Annotated in this window: 12 protein-coding genes; 2 read left to right on the top strand and 10 right to left on the bottom strand. The window is 44.4% G+C overall.

The genetic code is table 11. The features are described from left to right. Entirely contained in the window at nucleotides 1-1,209 is a 1,209-nt protein-coding gene (locus T426_RS0111655) for a DUF4861 domain-containing protein (protein WP_025865300.1), read from the bottom strand. Between the two features lie 50 nt (nucleotides 1,210-1,259). Continuing rightward, nucleotides 1,260-2,495, bottom strand: a complete 1,236-nt coding sequence (locus T426_RS0111650; protein WP_025865301.1) for a DUF2264 domain-containing protein — start codon at nucleotides 2,493-2,495, stop codon at nucleotides 1,260-1,262. Between the two features lie 881 nt (nucleotides 2,496-3,376). Between T426_RS0111650 and T426_RS0111635 the strand changes: the two genes are divergently transcribed. Continuing rightward, the gene (locus T426_RS0111635; RefSeq protein WP_025865302.1) at nucleotides 3,377-4,033 is read left to right on the top strand and encodes a DUF6261 family protein; all 657 of its coding nucleotides are present in this window, start codon (nucleotides 3,377-3,379) and stop codon (nucleotides 4,031-4,033) included. A 47-nt stretch (nucleotides 4,034-4,080) separates the two neighbouring features. Here T426_RS0111635 and T426_RS0111630 read toward each other — a convergent pair whose 3' ends face one another. The 5 genes from T426_RS0111630 to T426_RS0111605 form a co-directional block, all read right to left on the bottom strand. After that, on the bottom strand, nucleotides 4,081-5,478 hold the full coding sequence (locus tag T426_RS0111630) for a sialate O-acetylesterase (RefSeq protein WP_025865303.1): 1,398 nt from the start codon (nucleotides 5,476-5,478) through the stop codon (nucleotides 4,081-4,083). Between the two features lie 403 nt (nucleotides 5,479-5,881). Continuing rightward, complete coding sequence (locus tag T426_RS0111620) at nucleotides 5,882-7,624, bottom strand: RagB/SusD family nutrient uptake outer membrane protein (protein ID WP_027585731.1); 1,743 nt, start codon at nucleotides 7,622-7,624, stop codon at nucleotides 5,882-5,884. Between the two features lie 22 nt (nucleotides 7,625-7,646). Next, on the bottom strand, nucleotides 7,647-11,051 hold the full coding sequence (locus T426_RS0111615; RefSeq protein WP_199898662.1) for a TonB-dependent receptor: 3,405 nt from the start codon (nucleotides 11,049-11,051) through the stop codon (nucleotides 7,647-7,649). Between the two features lie 327 nt (nucleotides 11,052-11,378). Beyond that, complete coding sequence (locus T426_RS0111610) at nucleotides 11,379-12,431, bottom strand: FecR family protein (protein ID WP_027585730.1); 1,053 nt, start codon at nucleotides 12,429-12,431, stop codon at nucleotides 11,379-11,381. Between the two features lie 144 nt (nucleotides 12,432-12,575). Continuing rightward, nucleotides 12,576-13,154, bottom strand: coding sequence for an RNA polymerase sigma-70 factor (locus T426_RS0111605; protein WP_025865307.1), 579 nt, complete (start codon nucleotides 13,152-13,154; stop codon nucleotides 12,576-12,578). 308 nt (nucleotides 13,155-13,462) lie between these two features. On the opposite strand from T426_RS0111605, the gene T426_RS23520 reads away from it, so the two are divergent. After that, nucleotides 13,463-15,127: a cellulase family glycosylhydrolase gene (locus T426_RS23520; protein ID WP_025865308.1), complete on the top strand. Its 1,665-nt coding sequence runs from the start codon at nucleotides 13,463-13,465 to the stop codon at nucleotides 15,125-15,127. A 100-nt stretch (nucleotides 15,128-15,227) separates the two neighbouring features. Here the strand turns inward: T426_RS23520 and T426_RS0111595 are convergent, their stop codons facing one another. The 3 genes from T426_RS0111595 to T426_RS0111585 form a co-directional block, all read right to left on the bottom strand. Beyond that, nucleotides 15,228-15,779, bottom strand: a complete 552-nt coding sequence (locus T426_RS0111595) for a YceI family protein (protein WP_025865309.1) — start codon at nucleotides 15,777-15,779, stop codon at nucleotides 15,228-15,230. Nucleotides 15,780-15,782: 3 nt separating this feature from the next. After that, nucleotides 15,783-16,445: a hypothetical protein gene (locus T426_RS0111590; protein ID WP_036984778.1), complete on the bottom strand. Its 663-nt coding sequence runs from the start codon at nucleotides 16,443-16,445 to the stop codon at nucleotides 15,783-15,785. Nucleotides 16,446-16,640: 195 nt separating this feature from the next. Continuing rightward, complete coding sequence (locus tag T426_RS0111585) at nucleotides 16,641-16,853, bottom strand: heavy-metal-associated domain-containing protein (RefSeq protein ID WP_025865311.1); 213 nt, start codon at nucleotides 16,851-16,853, stop codon at nucleotides 16,641-16,643. Nucleotides 16,854-16,891: the final 38 nt, after the last annotated feature.

The following is a 16,891-nucleotide window of genomic DNA, read 5'->3' as shown; positions in this document are numbered from 1 at the left end:
TTATTGAATGGTCACTTTCAGGGGATGCTGGATACGTTCCGCCTGTTTTTGGAGCATTGCGTCCCAGTCTTCAACCGAATTGACCTGTCCGCTTTTTTTCCAGGCAAAACCGGCATAATAGGTAAGTACCGAATCTTTAGGCTGCGTAACAACCATAATCTGACTTTGGTCCGGGGTTGGTGAGATGTGGGTAAAGGCGCTGTCCACGCGAGCCGGATTAACCACGACACCTTCGCCAACAAATGAGTCTGCTCCTTTTTCCCACTGGCGGAACCAGCCTTCTTTCGGCTCCAGTTTTATATCTCCCTTCCGTTCATGCATCGAGATGCCGATGGTGATATTGGGAACCGGTTTTTCGGGTTTCAGCGATACAACAAATTTGGAGAAGTTCGAGCCCAAATCGAGTGAAATGCGTTTGGTTTCGTGAATCCTGTACTCACTCCACGGCGCATAGGTCAACTCAAAAACGGTACGAATTGGTCCCCGGGCAATGGTCTTGTAGCTGACAAAATTTTTCGAAACATGCAGACTATCGTCTTGCCAAACACCGATTCCCCCAACGCCGCGACTCGAGCCAACATGGTAGGCATCACATCCTTCTCCACGGTCGACGTTGTAATAATCGACACTATCGACGGCACCTGCATACCACTCATCAATAATCGGGTATTTAACTCTTTTAAACCACAGGTCGATGCCGCTGGTCAGCGTGCCGCCGGGCTTGTGTTCTTCGGTAAGTTGCTGTGCTTTTGGCCCGAATGTCCGGAAGGCGACTTTGTCGTTTTCCCAGGCATAGTCATCAATTCGTTCCGGAACAAACCTCGAGAAGGTTGTGTATTTACTGTGTGGTTGTTCTTCTGAACCGTTTTCTCTACCAATAATCTGGTACGTTTTTGCCTCGTTGGCTTTGATGCTTACCTGGAAAAGCAGTTCGTCAGGTTGACCATCCTGGTTTTCGTCAACCAACTGACGAACCAGGTAGTTGCCGGTCGATGGATCTTGTACCAGCAAGTCTTTGGGAGAATACTTAGCCGTCAAATCTTTCAATTTCGTCATGGGAATGGATACCGTTTCCGAAATGCGGTTGAAATCCAACGTGTTTTTTACCCGAACTTCCTTTTTCAGGGCTGTACTTCCGTTACAACCTGCCAACAGGAATAGGGAAAACAGAGGCCAGTAAATCAGTATTTTTTTTCGATTGATTTTCATCTGCTTGAATTGTATTATTGGTTCTGTTTATATTTTTAATGTTGACTAAGTTACAAAGCGTGATCGGCTTTCACGTTTTCACCATTCCAGATTTTTGCTGAGGTCCAGAGTTCATCTTTGTTGGCCCAGAATGGATTTTCCGGCGGAAGGCCCAGTGCCAGGAAGACCGTTGAACACAAATATAAGCTACCGGTCGAAATGTAATATTCTCCCAGGGCATTTTGGTGTCCGTGCAGTCCAATTTGCAGCCAGCCCTGTTTGTCGAACGTGCCGGGGGCTTCCATCAGTTTTTTCATCACAGCAGAGAGGGCACAGCGAACCTGGGCTGGTTTTACATTGTCGGGCAAACGGTGTTGCAGCGACGCTTGCGAGAGGTGCTGAAAAGCGCCCATCCGGTAGGTGATGGATCGACCAATAGCCGGGTAAGTGCCTTCCGGCGAAATCAGCCGTTCCTGGATGGCGGCATACCGGGTGAAGCGTTTGGCAATAGTGTCTACCTCGTTTTTGTGTATCTTCTTTTTGTCCAGCATCACCGTTACGATATCCATCAGCATGGGCTGAATGACGAAGCTGTTGTAATAATCCCAGTGGAACTGGTCGCCGTCGCCGTAAATGCCGTCGCCCAGGTACCATTCCATGTGTTTCTTCACCGGTAGTTCCAGGCGCATGATATCGAAGGGCAAATCGTTGGCCAGGAAGAACGCTTCAATCATCCCGCTAAACAGTAACCAGTTCGAATAGTAAGGCATCACTTCGCGGGTAGCCAGAAATGCTTTGACAACATTTTTCTGAGCTTCTGCCGGCAATGCCTTCCACAGGTGTTTGGGAGACCGCAGAAAGGAATGCGCCAAAAACGCAGCATCGACCAGCATCTGTGGCTCCATATGGTCGAACAGGTAGTCCGGTGATTGCGGGTTGACGATACTGGTTACTGTGGCAACAGCCATTTCGCGGTAGCGGTTTCTCAGCCGTTGCTCTTTCGCTTCGCCTGCATCCAGCTCCAGCCAGGGTGAAATACCGGCCAGTAAACGTCCCACCGCTTCGAGGTAGGTCGACGGTTTGGTTTTGGCCCCGGTGGTGGTTTCTACCGGCATCTCCTGTTTCAGCTTTCGCTTACTTCCCGCCTGCAGCAATGGTTCCGATATTTCTTCGAGAAGTTCCAGCCAATATTTGCGATGACTGACTTGTTCTTTTTCCGCATTTTTCTCAGTTGCCGATACGCCCGATGCCCAAAAGGCGCCGGCGCCAAGCAACGGGACTGTCTTGACAAAATTTCTGCGTCTCACAATATTATATTCTTAGGTTGACAATTGATTTAGCCTGCCGGGAAATATTTCCATCCGCCATACCTGCTCCCGGGCGAAAACAATTCCCGGCCCGTTTGCCATGCATCTGCCCATAGCGTAGCGGTTTTCAGGGGCATGAAAAAAATTCCGGAGTCATAAAGGTAGAATTTTCGGGCCATTGTTGGAGGAGAAAGTGTATAAATTACACCTTCGTCTCACTCATTTCACGAAAAGTGGTACACCTTTCGGTGAATTCTCCTACCGGGAAATCGCTATCCGGGTACGGTATCATTCCGGTTAACAAACCGTAATATAATACCTATCCGGTAGCCCGAAAAGAGTCGAATATTGGCCGGCGATATGTAGCATCGCGGTATTTTTCGCGGTAGCCGGATACCATATGGGCCCTGCATGTCCTTTATTTTAATTGATTCTTAACGATATAATACTTAAGTTGATTGTTGAAATTTTGAAGAGCCGGCAAACCCGCCGGCATGGGACAGACAACTTAGCATATGGTTTTTCGTGGTAATAAAGAGAGAACGATCGGCGTATAACCCGGCTTTGAAAAAGCTATAGATAAAACGATAGCCAAAATCAACCGGATATACCGGCATCTTGTGTTTTTGTCTCGCCGGAGGGTCGGATAAGTCGCCGATTTCTGTCGGCGACATTCCTGAGGGTCGGATGAGTTGCCGATTTCTGTCGGCGACATTCCCGAGGGGCGGATGAGTTGCCGATTTTTGTCGGCAACGCTTGGTAGGCTAAGGCAGGGTGCCGGTTTTGGCAGGCAACGTTCCGGAGGGTAGGATGCACTAAAAATAGTGATCGGGAAGAATTTCCCGGCTCGTATATACAGACCAATAAAAAAAGTTAGCACTATGATTGAAATTGCATTATCCAGATTGAAAAACAACGCCCTGTTTACCTTGTGTAAGCGGATTTACGAATTGATTTTATCGGTGAAAACCGAAGAAATGGGTATCGACTTTTACTTTGGCCGCTTTGAGGAAGCGTACAACGAGTACAAGGCGGCCATGGAAAAGTCGGTGCTGAGCGCCGACGAGATTGCTGAAAAAGACAGCTTTCGCGACCAGATGTGGTCGGCCCTGCGTATTCACGTGAAGAATTACCTGCGGCACCCGTCGTTGGGGGCAAAGGCGGCGACCATTCTGGACGAGATTGATAAGTTCGGCAAACGGGTTGCTCAGCAGAGCTACGAAGCCGAGTCGGCTATTATTCAGAACCTGTCCGAGACGCTTGACGCGGGTTATGCCGACGATTTGGCTGCCATGCATGCCGATGAGTGGTTGACGTTGCTGAAGGATGCCAACACCGATTTCGAAACCACGCTGCGGGCTTATAACGCACAAAAATCGGACGCCGATGAAGTGGATGCTGCCACATCGGTCCGTCCCGGGCTGGAGGAAGCCCTGCGCAAGCTGCTGACGTTTATGCCTATGCAGGCCGAAGTAACCGGTAACAGCGGTTTGACCGAACTGGTGAAACAAATGGAAGTAGAAGTTAGCCGGTTTTAATGAAGAGACCTTCAGGGTTTTTAAAACCCTGAAGGTCTGAAAAGATGTTATTTTACTTTCCAATTATCGGTCCGGAAAGGTTCCAGAGGAAGGCCATTCGTGTCGAACAGATTGGGCATGCCGCCATTGGTGAAACAGTAGCGAACCGCCACGGGGTGTTTCACTTTCTTCGAAAACACTTCAATCGTTCCGTCTTTCTTCAGTTTGGCCTGGGCCGGATAGAAGTGCTGGTCGCTTCCGGCAACCTGGAAGCTCTCGATGGCTTTCCCCTTCACGGTCAGTTTTCCAATCGATTTAACCGTAATGAGAGCCTTGTTTCCTTTGATGTTCATCGAGGCAAACTGTGGCTGATACGGTTCCAGTTTATCAAACCCGTACACTTCTTTCAAGGCCAGATTAGCCAACCGGTCACCAACCGGTTTTTTTGATTTGGGATGAATGTTCGTGACATCATCAACCAAATCGCCAACCGTAACCATGCCTGTTTTCGGCAGACTCAGTGCCGAGGCCTGTTGCTCGCGGACAATGGCTCCGCTCAAACCGCCGTAACCGCTCCAGGGAGCAATTTGCACGAAATAGAACGGAAAATCGTTGCGGAATTCTTTCCGCCAGCTGGTAATCATCGCTTTGAACAAGTCGCCGTAATACTGCGGCCTATCGGTATTCTGCTCGCCCTGGTACCAAATGGTTCCGGCAATTTTGTAGTTGAGAATCGGGTGAATCATGGCATTATAGATAACCGTAGGCGCTACCGGTGACCAACTGACCGCCGGAAGGTCTTCCGCTTCCTGCCAGAGTTGGCTGTTTCCTTTATACGCCTCTTTCGGGGTCCAGGCCTGAACGCAGGAGCCGCCCCAGTACGAACCGATGAGTCCGATCGGTTTGTGCAATTGGGTATTCAGCTTTCGCCCGAAGAAATACCCGACGAGGCTGAAATTGGGCATCGACGCGGCATCGCATACTTTCCATTCGCCTTCTGTATTTCCTTGCGGGTAATCGGCATAGGAGTGAGAAGGCTGGAAAAAGCGAATTTCCCGGTTGGCTGTCTTCTTTACATCTACGGAGTCAATAGAGCCCCAATTGTAGTTGAACTCCATGTTCGACTGGCCGGAACACAACCAGACTTCACCCGTTAGGATATCGTGAATGGTAATTTGCTTTTTGCCACTGCTGAAGGAAATCGTGTACGGGCCACCAGCCTTGGGTGTTTTCACAGTCGTTTCCCAGGTCCAGTCTTTCTTCGGCATGGTGGTAATGGTATCGGACGGATTCCAGCTGCAAACAATTTTTACCGGAACGGTGCTGTGTCCCCAGCCCCAGAGTTTCACACTGGATGAAGCCTGAAACACGGCATGGTCGCTCAAAATATTCGGGAGTTTTAATGTGGGTTGAGCGAATGTGAATGCAGGAATAATGACAAATAGGAGTAAAAGAATACGTTTCATGTGCTGTTGCTTTATCATTTTGTACTATTCACTTTTTGGATTGATGAATTTACAAATAAAAAAATCGCCGGTGCAAACGAGTTTTACACGGGCGGGCAGAATTTGTCCCTGATGTATGTTTTTCTTCCTTAACAGGATAAATTTTGTAGATCAATTAGCCGGGAAAGTGTAACCTTTCCGCTTGAATATCCGGAACCTGGTAGCCCATCCATTGGGAGCAGGTTCATGCGCATTAAGTATCATCGCGTTGTCATCGGGGAAGAGAAAGTTGTAAGTAAAAAAGGAGTATCAATATGAGAAATAAGCTTCTTTTGAGCTTTGCAGCAAGTCTTGAATCAAAAAGAGGTTGCCTCCGAAGAGACAACCTCAATCTATGCTCCTAAATGTTTTACTAACTTATTTGCTAATTACTCCAGCCGGAGTACAGCCCTTCGCCATTCTGATAACCTTCAACTTGTTGTAATTTGCCTTCCGAAATATCTACCTGCGATTGCGGTATCGGGAAAAAGCCTTTTGTTTCGTCGTAGCGTTGACTATAGCCTTTGGGGCTAAGCGCTTTTTGGGTAGCCGGTTCACCAAAGTTATAAATTGGAACACCAACCTGGCTCTCGAGTGCAGCTTTTGCATAAGCAGGCCCCCATCTTCTCATATCATTCCATCTTAGTCCTTCAAATGCAAACTCGTGACGGCGTTCTTTCTGAATGTTCTGAAGTGAGTAAGAAACCGGAGGCAGATCTGCGCGTGCCCTGACCTCATTCATGTACTGAGCATCTTCCGTTAGCTCCGACATCATCAGAAGAACGTCGGCATAACGGATGAAGATTAAGTCATCGGTATGAGAGAGCTGGTTATTGTCGTTATTGCCATACATTACGACGCTGTAGTCGTTTTTGATACTTCCGTCAGAAGCTTTGGCAGCAATGCCGTTGTACTTCTTCCCCCAGTAGTTACTTTCCATTACAAAATCCCATTGACCTCTTTTGTAACCTAACGGAACCACTTCTTTTTCAATATTCATAACGGAGGCCCACAATCTGGGGTCATTGGGTTCATCAGCTTCCCACTCGTCAACCAGTGATTTCGGAACAGAATTTCCCTGTCCCCAACCACCGGCGAAGGGGAAGGTATTTTGCAGAGGTTGCAGACCTCTTAAAGCAAAATATAACTCGTACTGGTTGGAGTATCCTCTTTTGACTCCCCAATCGGAAAAGTTGGAAAATTTCTCGGCAAACATGGTCTCCGGATTTCTGGCACCATTGTCGCTGGCATAGGTCAGGCTTTTTCCTGTTGAGTCCATGTAGTCCTGAATATATTTATAGTCTCCGATGGTGGCAGAGTTTGTATAAGGCCATAACTCATGGAAATCACTAACCAAATGATGGCCACTATTACTAATACAATCACCCAGCCAGTCAACTACATTTTGTTTGGTAACACTTCCGCCGTCAGCGAGGGGCAGCGCATCTTTCTGATAAAAGCCGGTATAGAACAAATAAACCCGGGCCATTAATGCCTCAGCAGCCCATCGCGTAACCCTGCCGTCTTCTGTCTGATCATAAGAAACGTTAGGCATTATTTCGATAGCGGTTTTCAGGTCCGAAGCCATTTGTCCGTAAAGTTGTTCGCTTGTGGCAGCAGGCAGGTTCTCAGGCTCTGTCTTTGTTGTAAGCGGTACGTCCCCAAAGAGCGTGGTCAGTTGATAGTAAAACCAGGCTCTCAAAAACAAAGCTTCACCTTTATACTGATTGTTCAGACTTTCGCTGATGACGTCGGTACCGATGTTGCCAAGATTCTCGATTGCATAATTGGCGCGGTAAATTCCGGTATAGCCCTCTGTCCATGCATGGTTCAGCATTTCAGGGTCAGAATACTGGAAATTTTCATAGGCTTGAGCTTTAACATCATTCATACCTCCGCCACCTAATGCGTCGTCGCTGGCTATTTGGCAAACGAGGAAATAGCTTTGGTCTGCAAATCTTTGAGCATTATTCATGGTGGTATAGATACCAGCCATCATTTGTTTGGCATCATCTGCCGTTTGTGGAAAATTTGCTGAGGTCTTTAAGGTAAGAGGCTTTTGGTCCAGAAAGTTATTACACCCCGTGAACATCACCACAGCAACGATAAAATATATTATTTTTTTCATAATAATCTCAGATTAAGGTTTTTTAAAATGACAAATTAACACCGGCCAGGAATGTTCGCGGAGTAGGATAGAAACCGAGGTCAATACCTGAAACCCAGCCTTGGTCGTCGCCATAACCTACTTCCGGATCCATGCCTGAATAATTGGTTATTGTGAATAAATTGCGGGCACCCACATAGAATCGAGCCTGACCAAAAGGCATAGCCGGCATTATCCGTTTGAAATCATAGCCAAGAGTGACATTTTGTATTTTTACATAGTCCCCATTTTCAACATAAATTGAAGATATGTTAATCCTGTTGGTACTGTTACCTGCGGTCAGACGTGGAAATGAATTGGACGTGCCTTCACCTCTCCAGCGTTTCGTCAAAATATCAGTCGTATAGTTCTGGAATTCGTTATCGGCAAAGGAGCGATATGATTTCATGATTTGCTGGCCAAATGCGCCCTTACCACTAAGAGAGAAATCAAATCCTCGGTACGAGAAATTAAGTCCGAATCCAATAGTTACATCCGGGTGAGGATTACCAATCATGGTTTTATCTTCCGGAGTTACTTTGTTGTCACCATTTGTGTCTGCAAATATCACATCACCCGGTTGCGGATTCTCCTGTAGGAAACCATGCGTCCAATTGTCAATTTCCTGCTGGTTCTGGAAAATTCCATGTATTTTATATCCATAAAAATATCCGATGGGGTAACCAACTTGTGCACGGTACATTGGGTCCGTACCCTGGGAGATAATACCGGCAGGACCACGGATTATACCTTCGGCATTGGCGAGCCTGGTAACCTTGTTATCATTTTTTGAGGCATTAAAGTAAGCTCCGTAATGGAAATCTCCTGCATGATCATTCCAGCGAAGAGACAACTCATATCCTTTATTCTCTACGTCACCACCGTTAATATAGGGAGCACCTGCGCCATAAATTTCAGGGATCGGAGCCTGTACCAACCAATCCACTGTCTTCTTGTTGTAGTAGTCGAACGCAAGCTGAAGCCGGGAGTCAAGAAAATATGCATCCAGTCCGATATCCAACTGATCTGAAGTTTCCCATGTAATGTCTTTATTGGGAAGAATTGACGGATACCCTCCTAATTGTTGTTTATTTCTATCGTTTCCGAAAGAGTAATTGTTTTCAGAATCGAAGGCGATGATACTCAGATACTGGTACGGGTCGATATTCGAATTACCGTTTTGTCCCCAACTAGCTCTCAATTTCAAGAAATCGACAAAGTTGTTGTCTTTCAGGAATTCCTCATTTGTAATCAACCAGCCGGCAGAAACTGACGGAAAATATCCCCAACGCTTACCTTGTGGGAAGTTGGATGAGCCATCACCCCTCATTACTAAAGTTAACAGATAGGTTTCGTTGTAATTGTATTGAATCCTTCCAAAGAACGAAGCTAGTGAACCTCTGTCATCTGGTTTTCCGGATAAGCTCGTTACACCGGAAGTTAAGCCGTCAGTGTTATCAATATAGGCATAATCAAATCCTACGTAAGTGGGGTTTGCATTCGTTGTTTCCATGTTGCTGCCAAGCCCCCATTTTTCGAGGGATTGTCCAATGAGTACATCAAATGAATTACGATTTAAATTAAATTTATAATTTAACGTATTTTCAAAAGTCCAGCTACTGCCATTTCCTGACGACTGGGTAATGCGCCCAGGACTCAGCGAAACATCACCGGCAAGGTCATAAGCAGGCTGATAGCTGCGATAACTGTTCGCATTCATTCTGTATCCAAAGCTACTTTTGAACAACAGATTCTTTATTGGTTGAATTTCAATATAGGCGTTACTGTTTATGTTGTAGTTTTTGGTTTCGTTCATTCCCCTGTTCAGTACCATCTGAGCAACGGGGTTGTATAGTCTGGAAGACAGAGCTGCCAGACCAGAAGCCTGTAAATCTGTATTGGCATAGTACTCACCCTGGTTGTTGTAAATCGGTACAAGTGGATTACCATCCAGCATGTTACGAATATCGTTGTAATACATACCTCCAACGGCAATACCAGAGCGTTTGCGGAAACTATAATTGAGCGTTTGTCCAAATTTGATGATATCAAGTCCGTTGTTTTTGTAAATTACATGATCACTATTGAGTCGGACAGTATATTTATCATTTTGAGGTTGAACAGGTTTACCCATTACCCCTTCCTGAGAAGCATAAGAAAAACCTAAAGAAAAAACTGACTGGTCAGTACCACCGGTAATGTTAAATGCGTGGTTTTGGATGGGGGCATTTTTGTTGTAAATCTCATCCAGCCAATTTGTCCCGTTCCACTGTCCACTCTGGATTTTCTGATATAAATCCGGGATTACACTGGCAAAGTCGACTGCAGTTTTACCTGAAGTTGTCCTTTCTTCATTATAAATATCCATAAATTGCTGGGCATTAAGCGGCTTAGCTAGGTTCGGTACATCCTGCACACCGTAATACCCATCATAGGTAACTTTTATTTTGCCTTTTTTTCCTTGCTTGGTGGTAACCAGGATAACACCATTGGCAGCACGGGCACCATAAATGGCAGCAGAAGCAGCATCCTTCAGTACATCAATGGATTCAATGTCAGATGGATTAAGATTGTTGATGTCACCTCCGGCAACACCGTCAATAACATACAATGGAGAAGAGTTTCCAATAGTACCTAATCCACGGATATTTACTTTAAAACCTTCTCCCGGCATACCCGAACTCTGTGTGATGTTAACACCCGGAGATTGACTTTGAATGGCTACGAGTGGTTCACTGGTGTTCTGCTGCTTAAGTTCGTCAGCGGTTAGATTCAGGTTGGCTCCTGTGGTTAGTTTTTTCTTCTGAACACCATATCCTACAGCTATAACTTCGTCGAGGCCGATAGCCGAGCTTTGCATTACCACATTGAGGGTTGTTTTTCCGGCAACGGATAATTCCTGTTTCTTCATTCCCACGAATGAGAAATCGAGATAGCCGTCAACTGGTACATTGTCGACGGAATAATTACCATTTGCATCGGTAATAGCACCCTGGGTGGTTCCTTTAATGATCACTGTCACACCGGGCAGCGGATCTCCATTGGACTCCGTCACTTTACCGGTAACGGTTTTTCCTTTCTGTTGAGGTGCCGTTTCGCCCATCGCTTTCTTCGATGAAAGCACAATCTGGCGATCCAGAACGGTGTAGGTTACGTCGGTGCCAGCAAAAATAGAGTTAAGAATTTGGTTGATCTTTTCATTATCAGCGTTGACGTTTACCCTGCGTTTTACGTCAATTAGTTTGTTGTTGTATGCAAAATAGAACTCCGATTTTTTTTCTATCTGCTTGAGTACTCCGCGAATTGTTGCATTTTCCTGGTTTAAGGATATTCGGGTACTTTGCGAATAGGAGTTGTTAGCGTAAATACTGAATATTGTCCCAAATATCAGCATGAGCGTAAGTTTCATAATACGTTTAGTTTGTTCGGGAAGAGGTATATGCAGTCTCCTCCTGAAATTCAAGATTTTTTTCATAGATTTAAACGATTTAATAGTTAATACTTACTACCTGTTAGCCGCAGATAGTTATGGAAAGGAGGGTGTGCCATCACTCTCCTTTTTTACATAGATTATCAGGTTGTTTTTGTAAATGAGAGCATCTGTCGGTATCAAGATGGAGCAACTCAATAATTTGTACCGCAGATTTAGTTCATTTGACAAGTTTTTCCGGATTTAGGTTGACGTTTTTTTCATGAGGAATCAGATTTTTTAATGGTTACAGATTTAATTTACAGTTTAGTTTATTGTATTGTTTGCTTTACTTAGGATGATAGTTCGTTTTCCATACGCTCCATTGCTGTCTTTTTTCGCCTCAATTATTTTGTAATGAATCGGCGAGGAGATGCTTAATATTTTTAGTGCCCGTTCAAGTGTTTCATTTACAAATGTGGCTGTGAAGCGGTATTGGAGCAAGTCTTTACTTTGGATTTTTACATTTACGTTGAATAGTTTCTCGAACTTGTCGGCCACAATTTCAATCGGGTCGTTATCGAAAACCGTTCGCCCTTCCCGCCAGGCGGTATATTTGTCCAAATCTGATTTGGCTTCAATCTTCAGTTGGTTGTCTCTTTTATCGAGGAAAGCCACTTCATAAGGTCTGAGACTTTCGTATTTGGTGAATTCTTTTCCTTTGTTTGCTTCGCTTCCCAATTCGACAGAACCTTCTACCAGGGCAACCGTTGCATAGGCTTCGTCGTCATATGCCCGGGCGTTAAAAACCGTTCCGGTTACTTTCACATCCATATCAGCCATATCGACAATAAATGGAGCGGTTTTGTCCTTAGCTACTTTGAAATATCCTTCGCCATGCAGTTCAACGAGGCGTGTGTGGTGTTTGCGAAACGAAAGCGGGTAGGTGAGTGTACTGCCGGAATTGAGCCAGACGTGGGTTCCATCGGGGAGCTGTAATTTGCTCGTGGCTCCCAGTGGCACGCTTATCGTCGTTTGTGCAAGGTATTTTTTTGTATTGATGGTACGTAAAATGAATGCGCCTGCTACAATCAGTATAGGAATAATGAGTACGGCAGCTACTTTTGAAAAGCCTAGGTAGATTCTCTTAAGTTTGGATGGTTGCTCTTCCATCAAGTTAATCCGGTGGTGAACCCGATGCAGGATGTCTTCTGATTTCTCCGGAGCAACGTCTTCGCTGTCTTTACACTCTGTCCAACGAGAGTGGAACACTTCCCTGACTTCAGGCTTGACAAAAGGTTCTTTCAATATCTCTATTGCCTCTTTCAATTCCTGTTCAGAGCAGTCGCCTTCAATGTATTTTTCGAGCAGTTTTTTCATCTTTAATTACAAGTACAACGCAAACGTGATATTTATCCCCTGCTCCTTGTTGTGTTTTTTTTAGAAAGATGTGGATTTTTGGGAGAATCGTTTATCGGCTTTAGCTGTAATAGGTCTGTAATGAGTTGTTTATCTGTTTTTTGTCTATTCAATAAAAAGAGCATAAAAAAGCGCCGCCCAAATACCAAATTGTGAAATGTGCTTTTTCAAAAAGGCCAGCGATTTAGTAATGTGATCTTCGACGGTTTTCTCCGAAATACCTTTGAGTTTGGCTATCTCTTTGTTCGTAAGCCCTTTCTCGCGGCTTAAAATGAAAATCTCTTTTCGTTTGAGTGGCAACTTCGGTATAACGGATTGGTATTGTGCTTTCAGAAATGAATAATCAACTTGTTCGGATGTAGCGTCCGTGTTGATTTGCATGTGATGGCCCAGAAATTCGATGTATTTCTTCTCACTGGCCCTTTTCCGGAAAATAGAAAGGATAGTGTTTTTAGCCATTGTAAACATGAGGGCATCGATGTTGGTATCTTTCCTGAATGAGGACCGCTTTTCCCAAAGCTTCACAAAAACTTCCTGAACAATGTCGTATGAATCTTCTTCGTTTTTCAGAAAACTCAAAGCAAAGTGGAAAATGCGAGCATGGTACATTTCATATAAACGATCAATTACTTTTTTGTCGCCTTTAATAAGTCGATCGCAATATGTCTTAGAGTTGTCCTGCATTAGAAAAAAATAAGTAGAAACAATGATAGAAAGGTTTTGTGACATATCAAAATACGTAAAAAATACGTAAAGTATGATAAGGTCTGTGAAAATATTTTTTGAAATTGTATGTATTCATATTTCAATTGCTGGTTTCTAAGGAGTGTTGTATTCATTGTGTTTGCTTGAAACCTAAACGACAAATTGTTATTCTGATTTCGGAGGATAAGGGAGCGATGTTTTCACCGATTCTTCTCTTATCTTTGGTTGAGATCTAATGAGACTTTTGAATTTTATACCGATAAAATACTGAACCAAATATCAATTACATGAAAAAATTACTACTATTTAGTTTACTGATACTGTTTGCTGCAGCATTGGTATTTAATTCCTGTGCGGAGAAAAAGGAAACCGTTCCTGCGACCCAAACGCTTCCCTGGCTTCACACACAAGGGCACAACTTTGTGGACGATGCTGGTAACAAAGTATTCTTTCGTGGAGTTGGCCTTGGAAACTGGATGCTTCCGGAAGGCTACATGTGGAAATTTGGTAAGAATGGTGACAGGCCCCGGAAAATTGAGCAGCTGGTTAGCGATATGATTGGACCGGAAAAAGCTGCTAAATTCTGGAAAACTTACCATCAGAATTACATCGCGGAAGCAGATATCAAGCAAATTGCAGAGTTGGGATTTAATTCGGTTCGACCGGCGCTTAATTCGCGGCTTTTTCTTACCGAAGGAGAAAATCCCGAATTCGTCGACGAAGGTTTTCACTTGTTGGACTCACTGGTTAGCTGGTGCGGAAAATATGGTTTGTATGTTATCATCGACATGCATGGCGCACCGGGTGGGCAAACCGGAGCAAACATAGATGACAGCGCCGATAATCAGCCGGAGCTTTTTATGGACAAAAAGAACCAGGACTGGCTGGTGAAATTATGGGTGAAGATTGCTAAACGCTATAAAGATAATCCCACGGTTGCCGCCTACGATTTGCTGAACGAGCCGCTGCCTGAAAATACCGGCGCGGCAGAAAAATACAAAGCTCAACTCGTCCCTTTATACAAAAGGATAACTAAGGCTATTCGGAAAGTTGATCAGAAACACATGATTACTGTTGAAGGGTATAACTGGGCCAATAACTGGTCTGAGTTCACGGAGAAGTTCGATGATAACATGTTCTTCCAGTTTCATTATTATTGTTGGAACCGTCCCGATCATCTGAATAGTATTCAAAAGTTTTTGGATAAAAGAAAAGAACTGGATGCGCCGGTATGGGTGGGAGAGACAGGAGAGCAGGGAAAGGCTATATATTGGGGTACCACGCAGTATTTCGAAGCGAATAATATTGGATGGTCGTTTTGGCCATGGAAAAAGATGGACACTGAAAATACGCCATATTCCATCAATAAACCCGAAAACTGGGACTTGATTTCTGCTTATTCAAGAGGAGAAGAAAAACCCTCAGCAGAGGTCGCTCAGAAAGCACTCGACGGGTTATTGCAGAATATTAAACTGGCCAATTGCGTCTATTTCCCCGATGTGGTGAATTCTATTTTTCGCCGTATTCCGGTAAAAATTGAAGCGGAAAATTACGGACATGAGGGATATAACGTTTCGTATTTTGTAAAGGATACAACCCAACAATCGAAATATTACCGAACCAATGAGCCGGTTCCGGTTGAGGTGATGGATTGGGATAAAACACAACGCGTCTCGCAACAGTGTATTCGCCTGAACCAGGATGAATGGACAGCTTATACCGTGAAGAGTGCGGAAGATGGAAATCATCCGGTGAGTATTCGGGTAGAAGCGGAGCAATTGCCTGCATCATTTACGGTGACGTTGAATGGCGTTGCTAAAGAAATCGCAGTGCAACAGACCGACTGGAATGAGATTGATTTGGGCGAATTATCCTTCAGGAAAGGTGAAAACCAGATACGACTGAAAGTAGATCAGGGAATTGTTCGGTTCGACTGGATGGATGTGAGATAGACTTACTGAAACCTGAAACGCAGAAAGTATAATGATAAAGAGGGCATGGAACTGCGATCCATTGCCCTCTTTTTTTTGAACATCAAGTATGAACTAGCGTCTATTTAAAAAAAAGATCAAAATTCAATTTGATATTGTCATCGGCAGCCATGCCTAACAGACTCGGCGGGTCGATTTTGTAATCGGTCATTTTTACCGCAAACTTTCCGGTGACTTCCATCTCTCCATTGCTGTCAGTTTTTTCTACAATGGGAACCGTGATGGAGTGTGAAACGCCATGAAATGTCAAATTACCGGTAACGGTTTCCTGTCCTTGCTGACTTTTTTGAAAGGATGTACTGGTAAATGTAACATTGGGGTTTTTAATTGCATCCGTGGCTTCCATCATATGAGAATCGCGGTTGGCATTGTGACTGTCGAAAGTCGATACCTTGATGGCAATAGCCGTTTGTGTAATTTTCTTTGTTTTGTTGTCCACAATAATTACCCCTTTTACCGATTTGCTGGTTCCTTCCCAGTCGTGCAACGGGTGCGACATGGCATACCGGACATACGATTTTCCGGTGTCGGACATCATCTTTGAGGTTGTCTGTGCAAAACCTAAGGTTGCCGTTATGGCAACCACCACCATTGATAAGATAATTTTCTTCATGAATTAAAATTTAATGACAATCATAGCAGCAGCTAAGGAACCAAAAGCGGTTAGGGCAGCAGCCCGATGGTAAGGTTTTAGGTTGGGATGACTTTCTAATTGTGTGGCAAGAACGTTTGTGGCTATCATGCTGGTAAGGTGTATAATAGCCAAGATTTTGTGAACTTTGATACTACTGTATCCTTTGCGTTCGTCAAGCATTTTGGGCGGTGCAAACAGCGCCAGTGCAGCCGTTGAGAAATAGGCAATATCAACGCCAGCGGCCAGACCTTCGTGCAAGCCCTTAATACTGTAATCGCCGTTGTATAGCTTGTACCCGACAACACCCTGAGCTGCCATTCCTGCCAATGAGACAAAACCCAGAACCTGGTGCATCTTTAACATGGTACGCCGGATCTTCAACTCTTTGTCCCGCTCTTCCGGCGAAAGCTTGAATGCATTGAAGTTCCTCATCAAACCTTTGTGTCCCCAGAGGAGTTTCTGTGTGAACGGATACTTGTTCGGCAGAAGCTGGACGTGTTCCTGCTGAGGTGTCATGATCGAGCTGAGCAGATCATTTTGAACTTTAGTCGTATCGCTTTGAACATTAGTGGTATCGGTCTGTGCCGATAAGCGCCCTACGGACAGCAAAAGTGTGACGATAAAAAGAATTGTTCTGATTCTCATACTTCCCTAATTATTAATTGAGATTAGTCTAAATTAAGACTTATTTTAAATTGTCTGCCGAAGATTTTCAATCTTAAGTGAATTTTAAGAATTAAAAGACGAGTTTAAGTGCTGATAATTAATGCAAAAGAAAAGGCAGAGAACTCGCTGTTTACGAATTTTCTGCCTTGGTTATGTTCCCGATACCTTCGGTTTTTAAAGCTCTTCGATGCGGTATCCGGCTTTTTGGACCAACTCTTTTACTAATTCGGGATTGTTGTCCTTTAGTTCCACTGTCAGAATTTTTTCCGGATTATTAATGTCTACTTCCCATTTTTCAATGGCATCTGAGCCATTCAGGGAAGGAGTTACTGCTGCTATGCAGCCATTGCAGTTAATGTTTGTTTTGTATTTTACAGTGAATGTCATGATTACTTGAGTTTTATGTTATTGATTAAATCATTTGT

Origin of the sequence: Prolixibacter bellariivorans ATCC BAA-1284, from assembly GCF_000621705.1 — a bacterium.
Classification (GTDB): Bacteria; Bacteroidota; Bacteroidia; order Bacteroidales; family Prolixibacteraceae; genus Prolixibacter; species Prolixibacter bellariivorans.
This window is presented reverse-complemented; position numbering and strand designations above follow the sequence as displayed.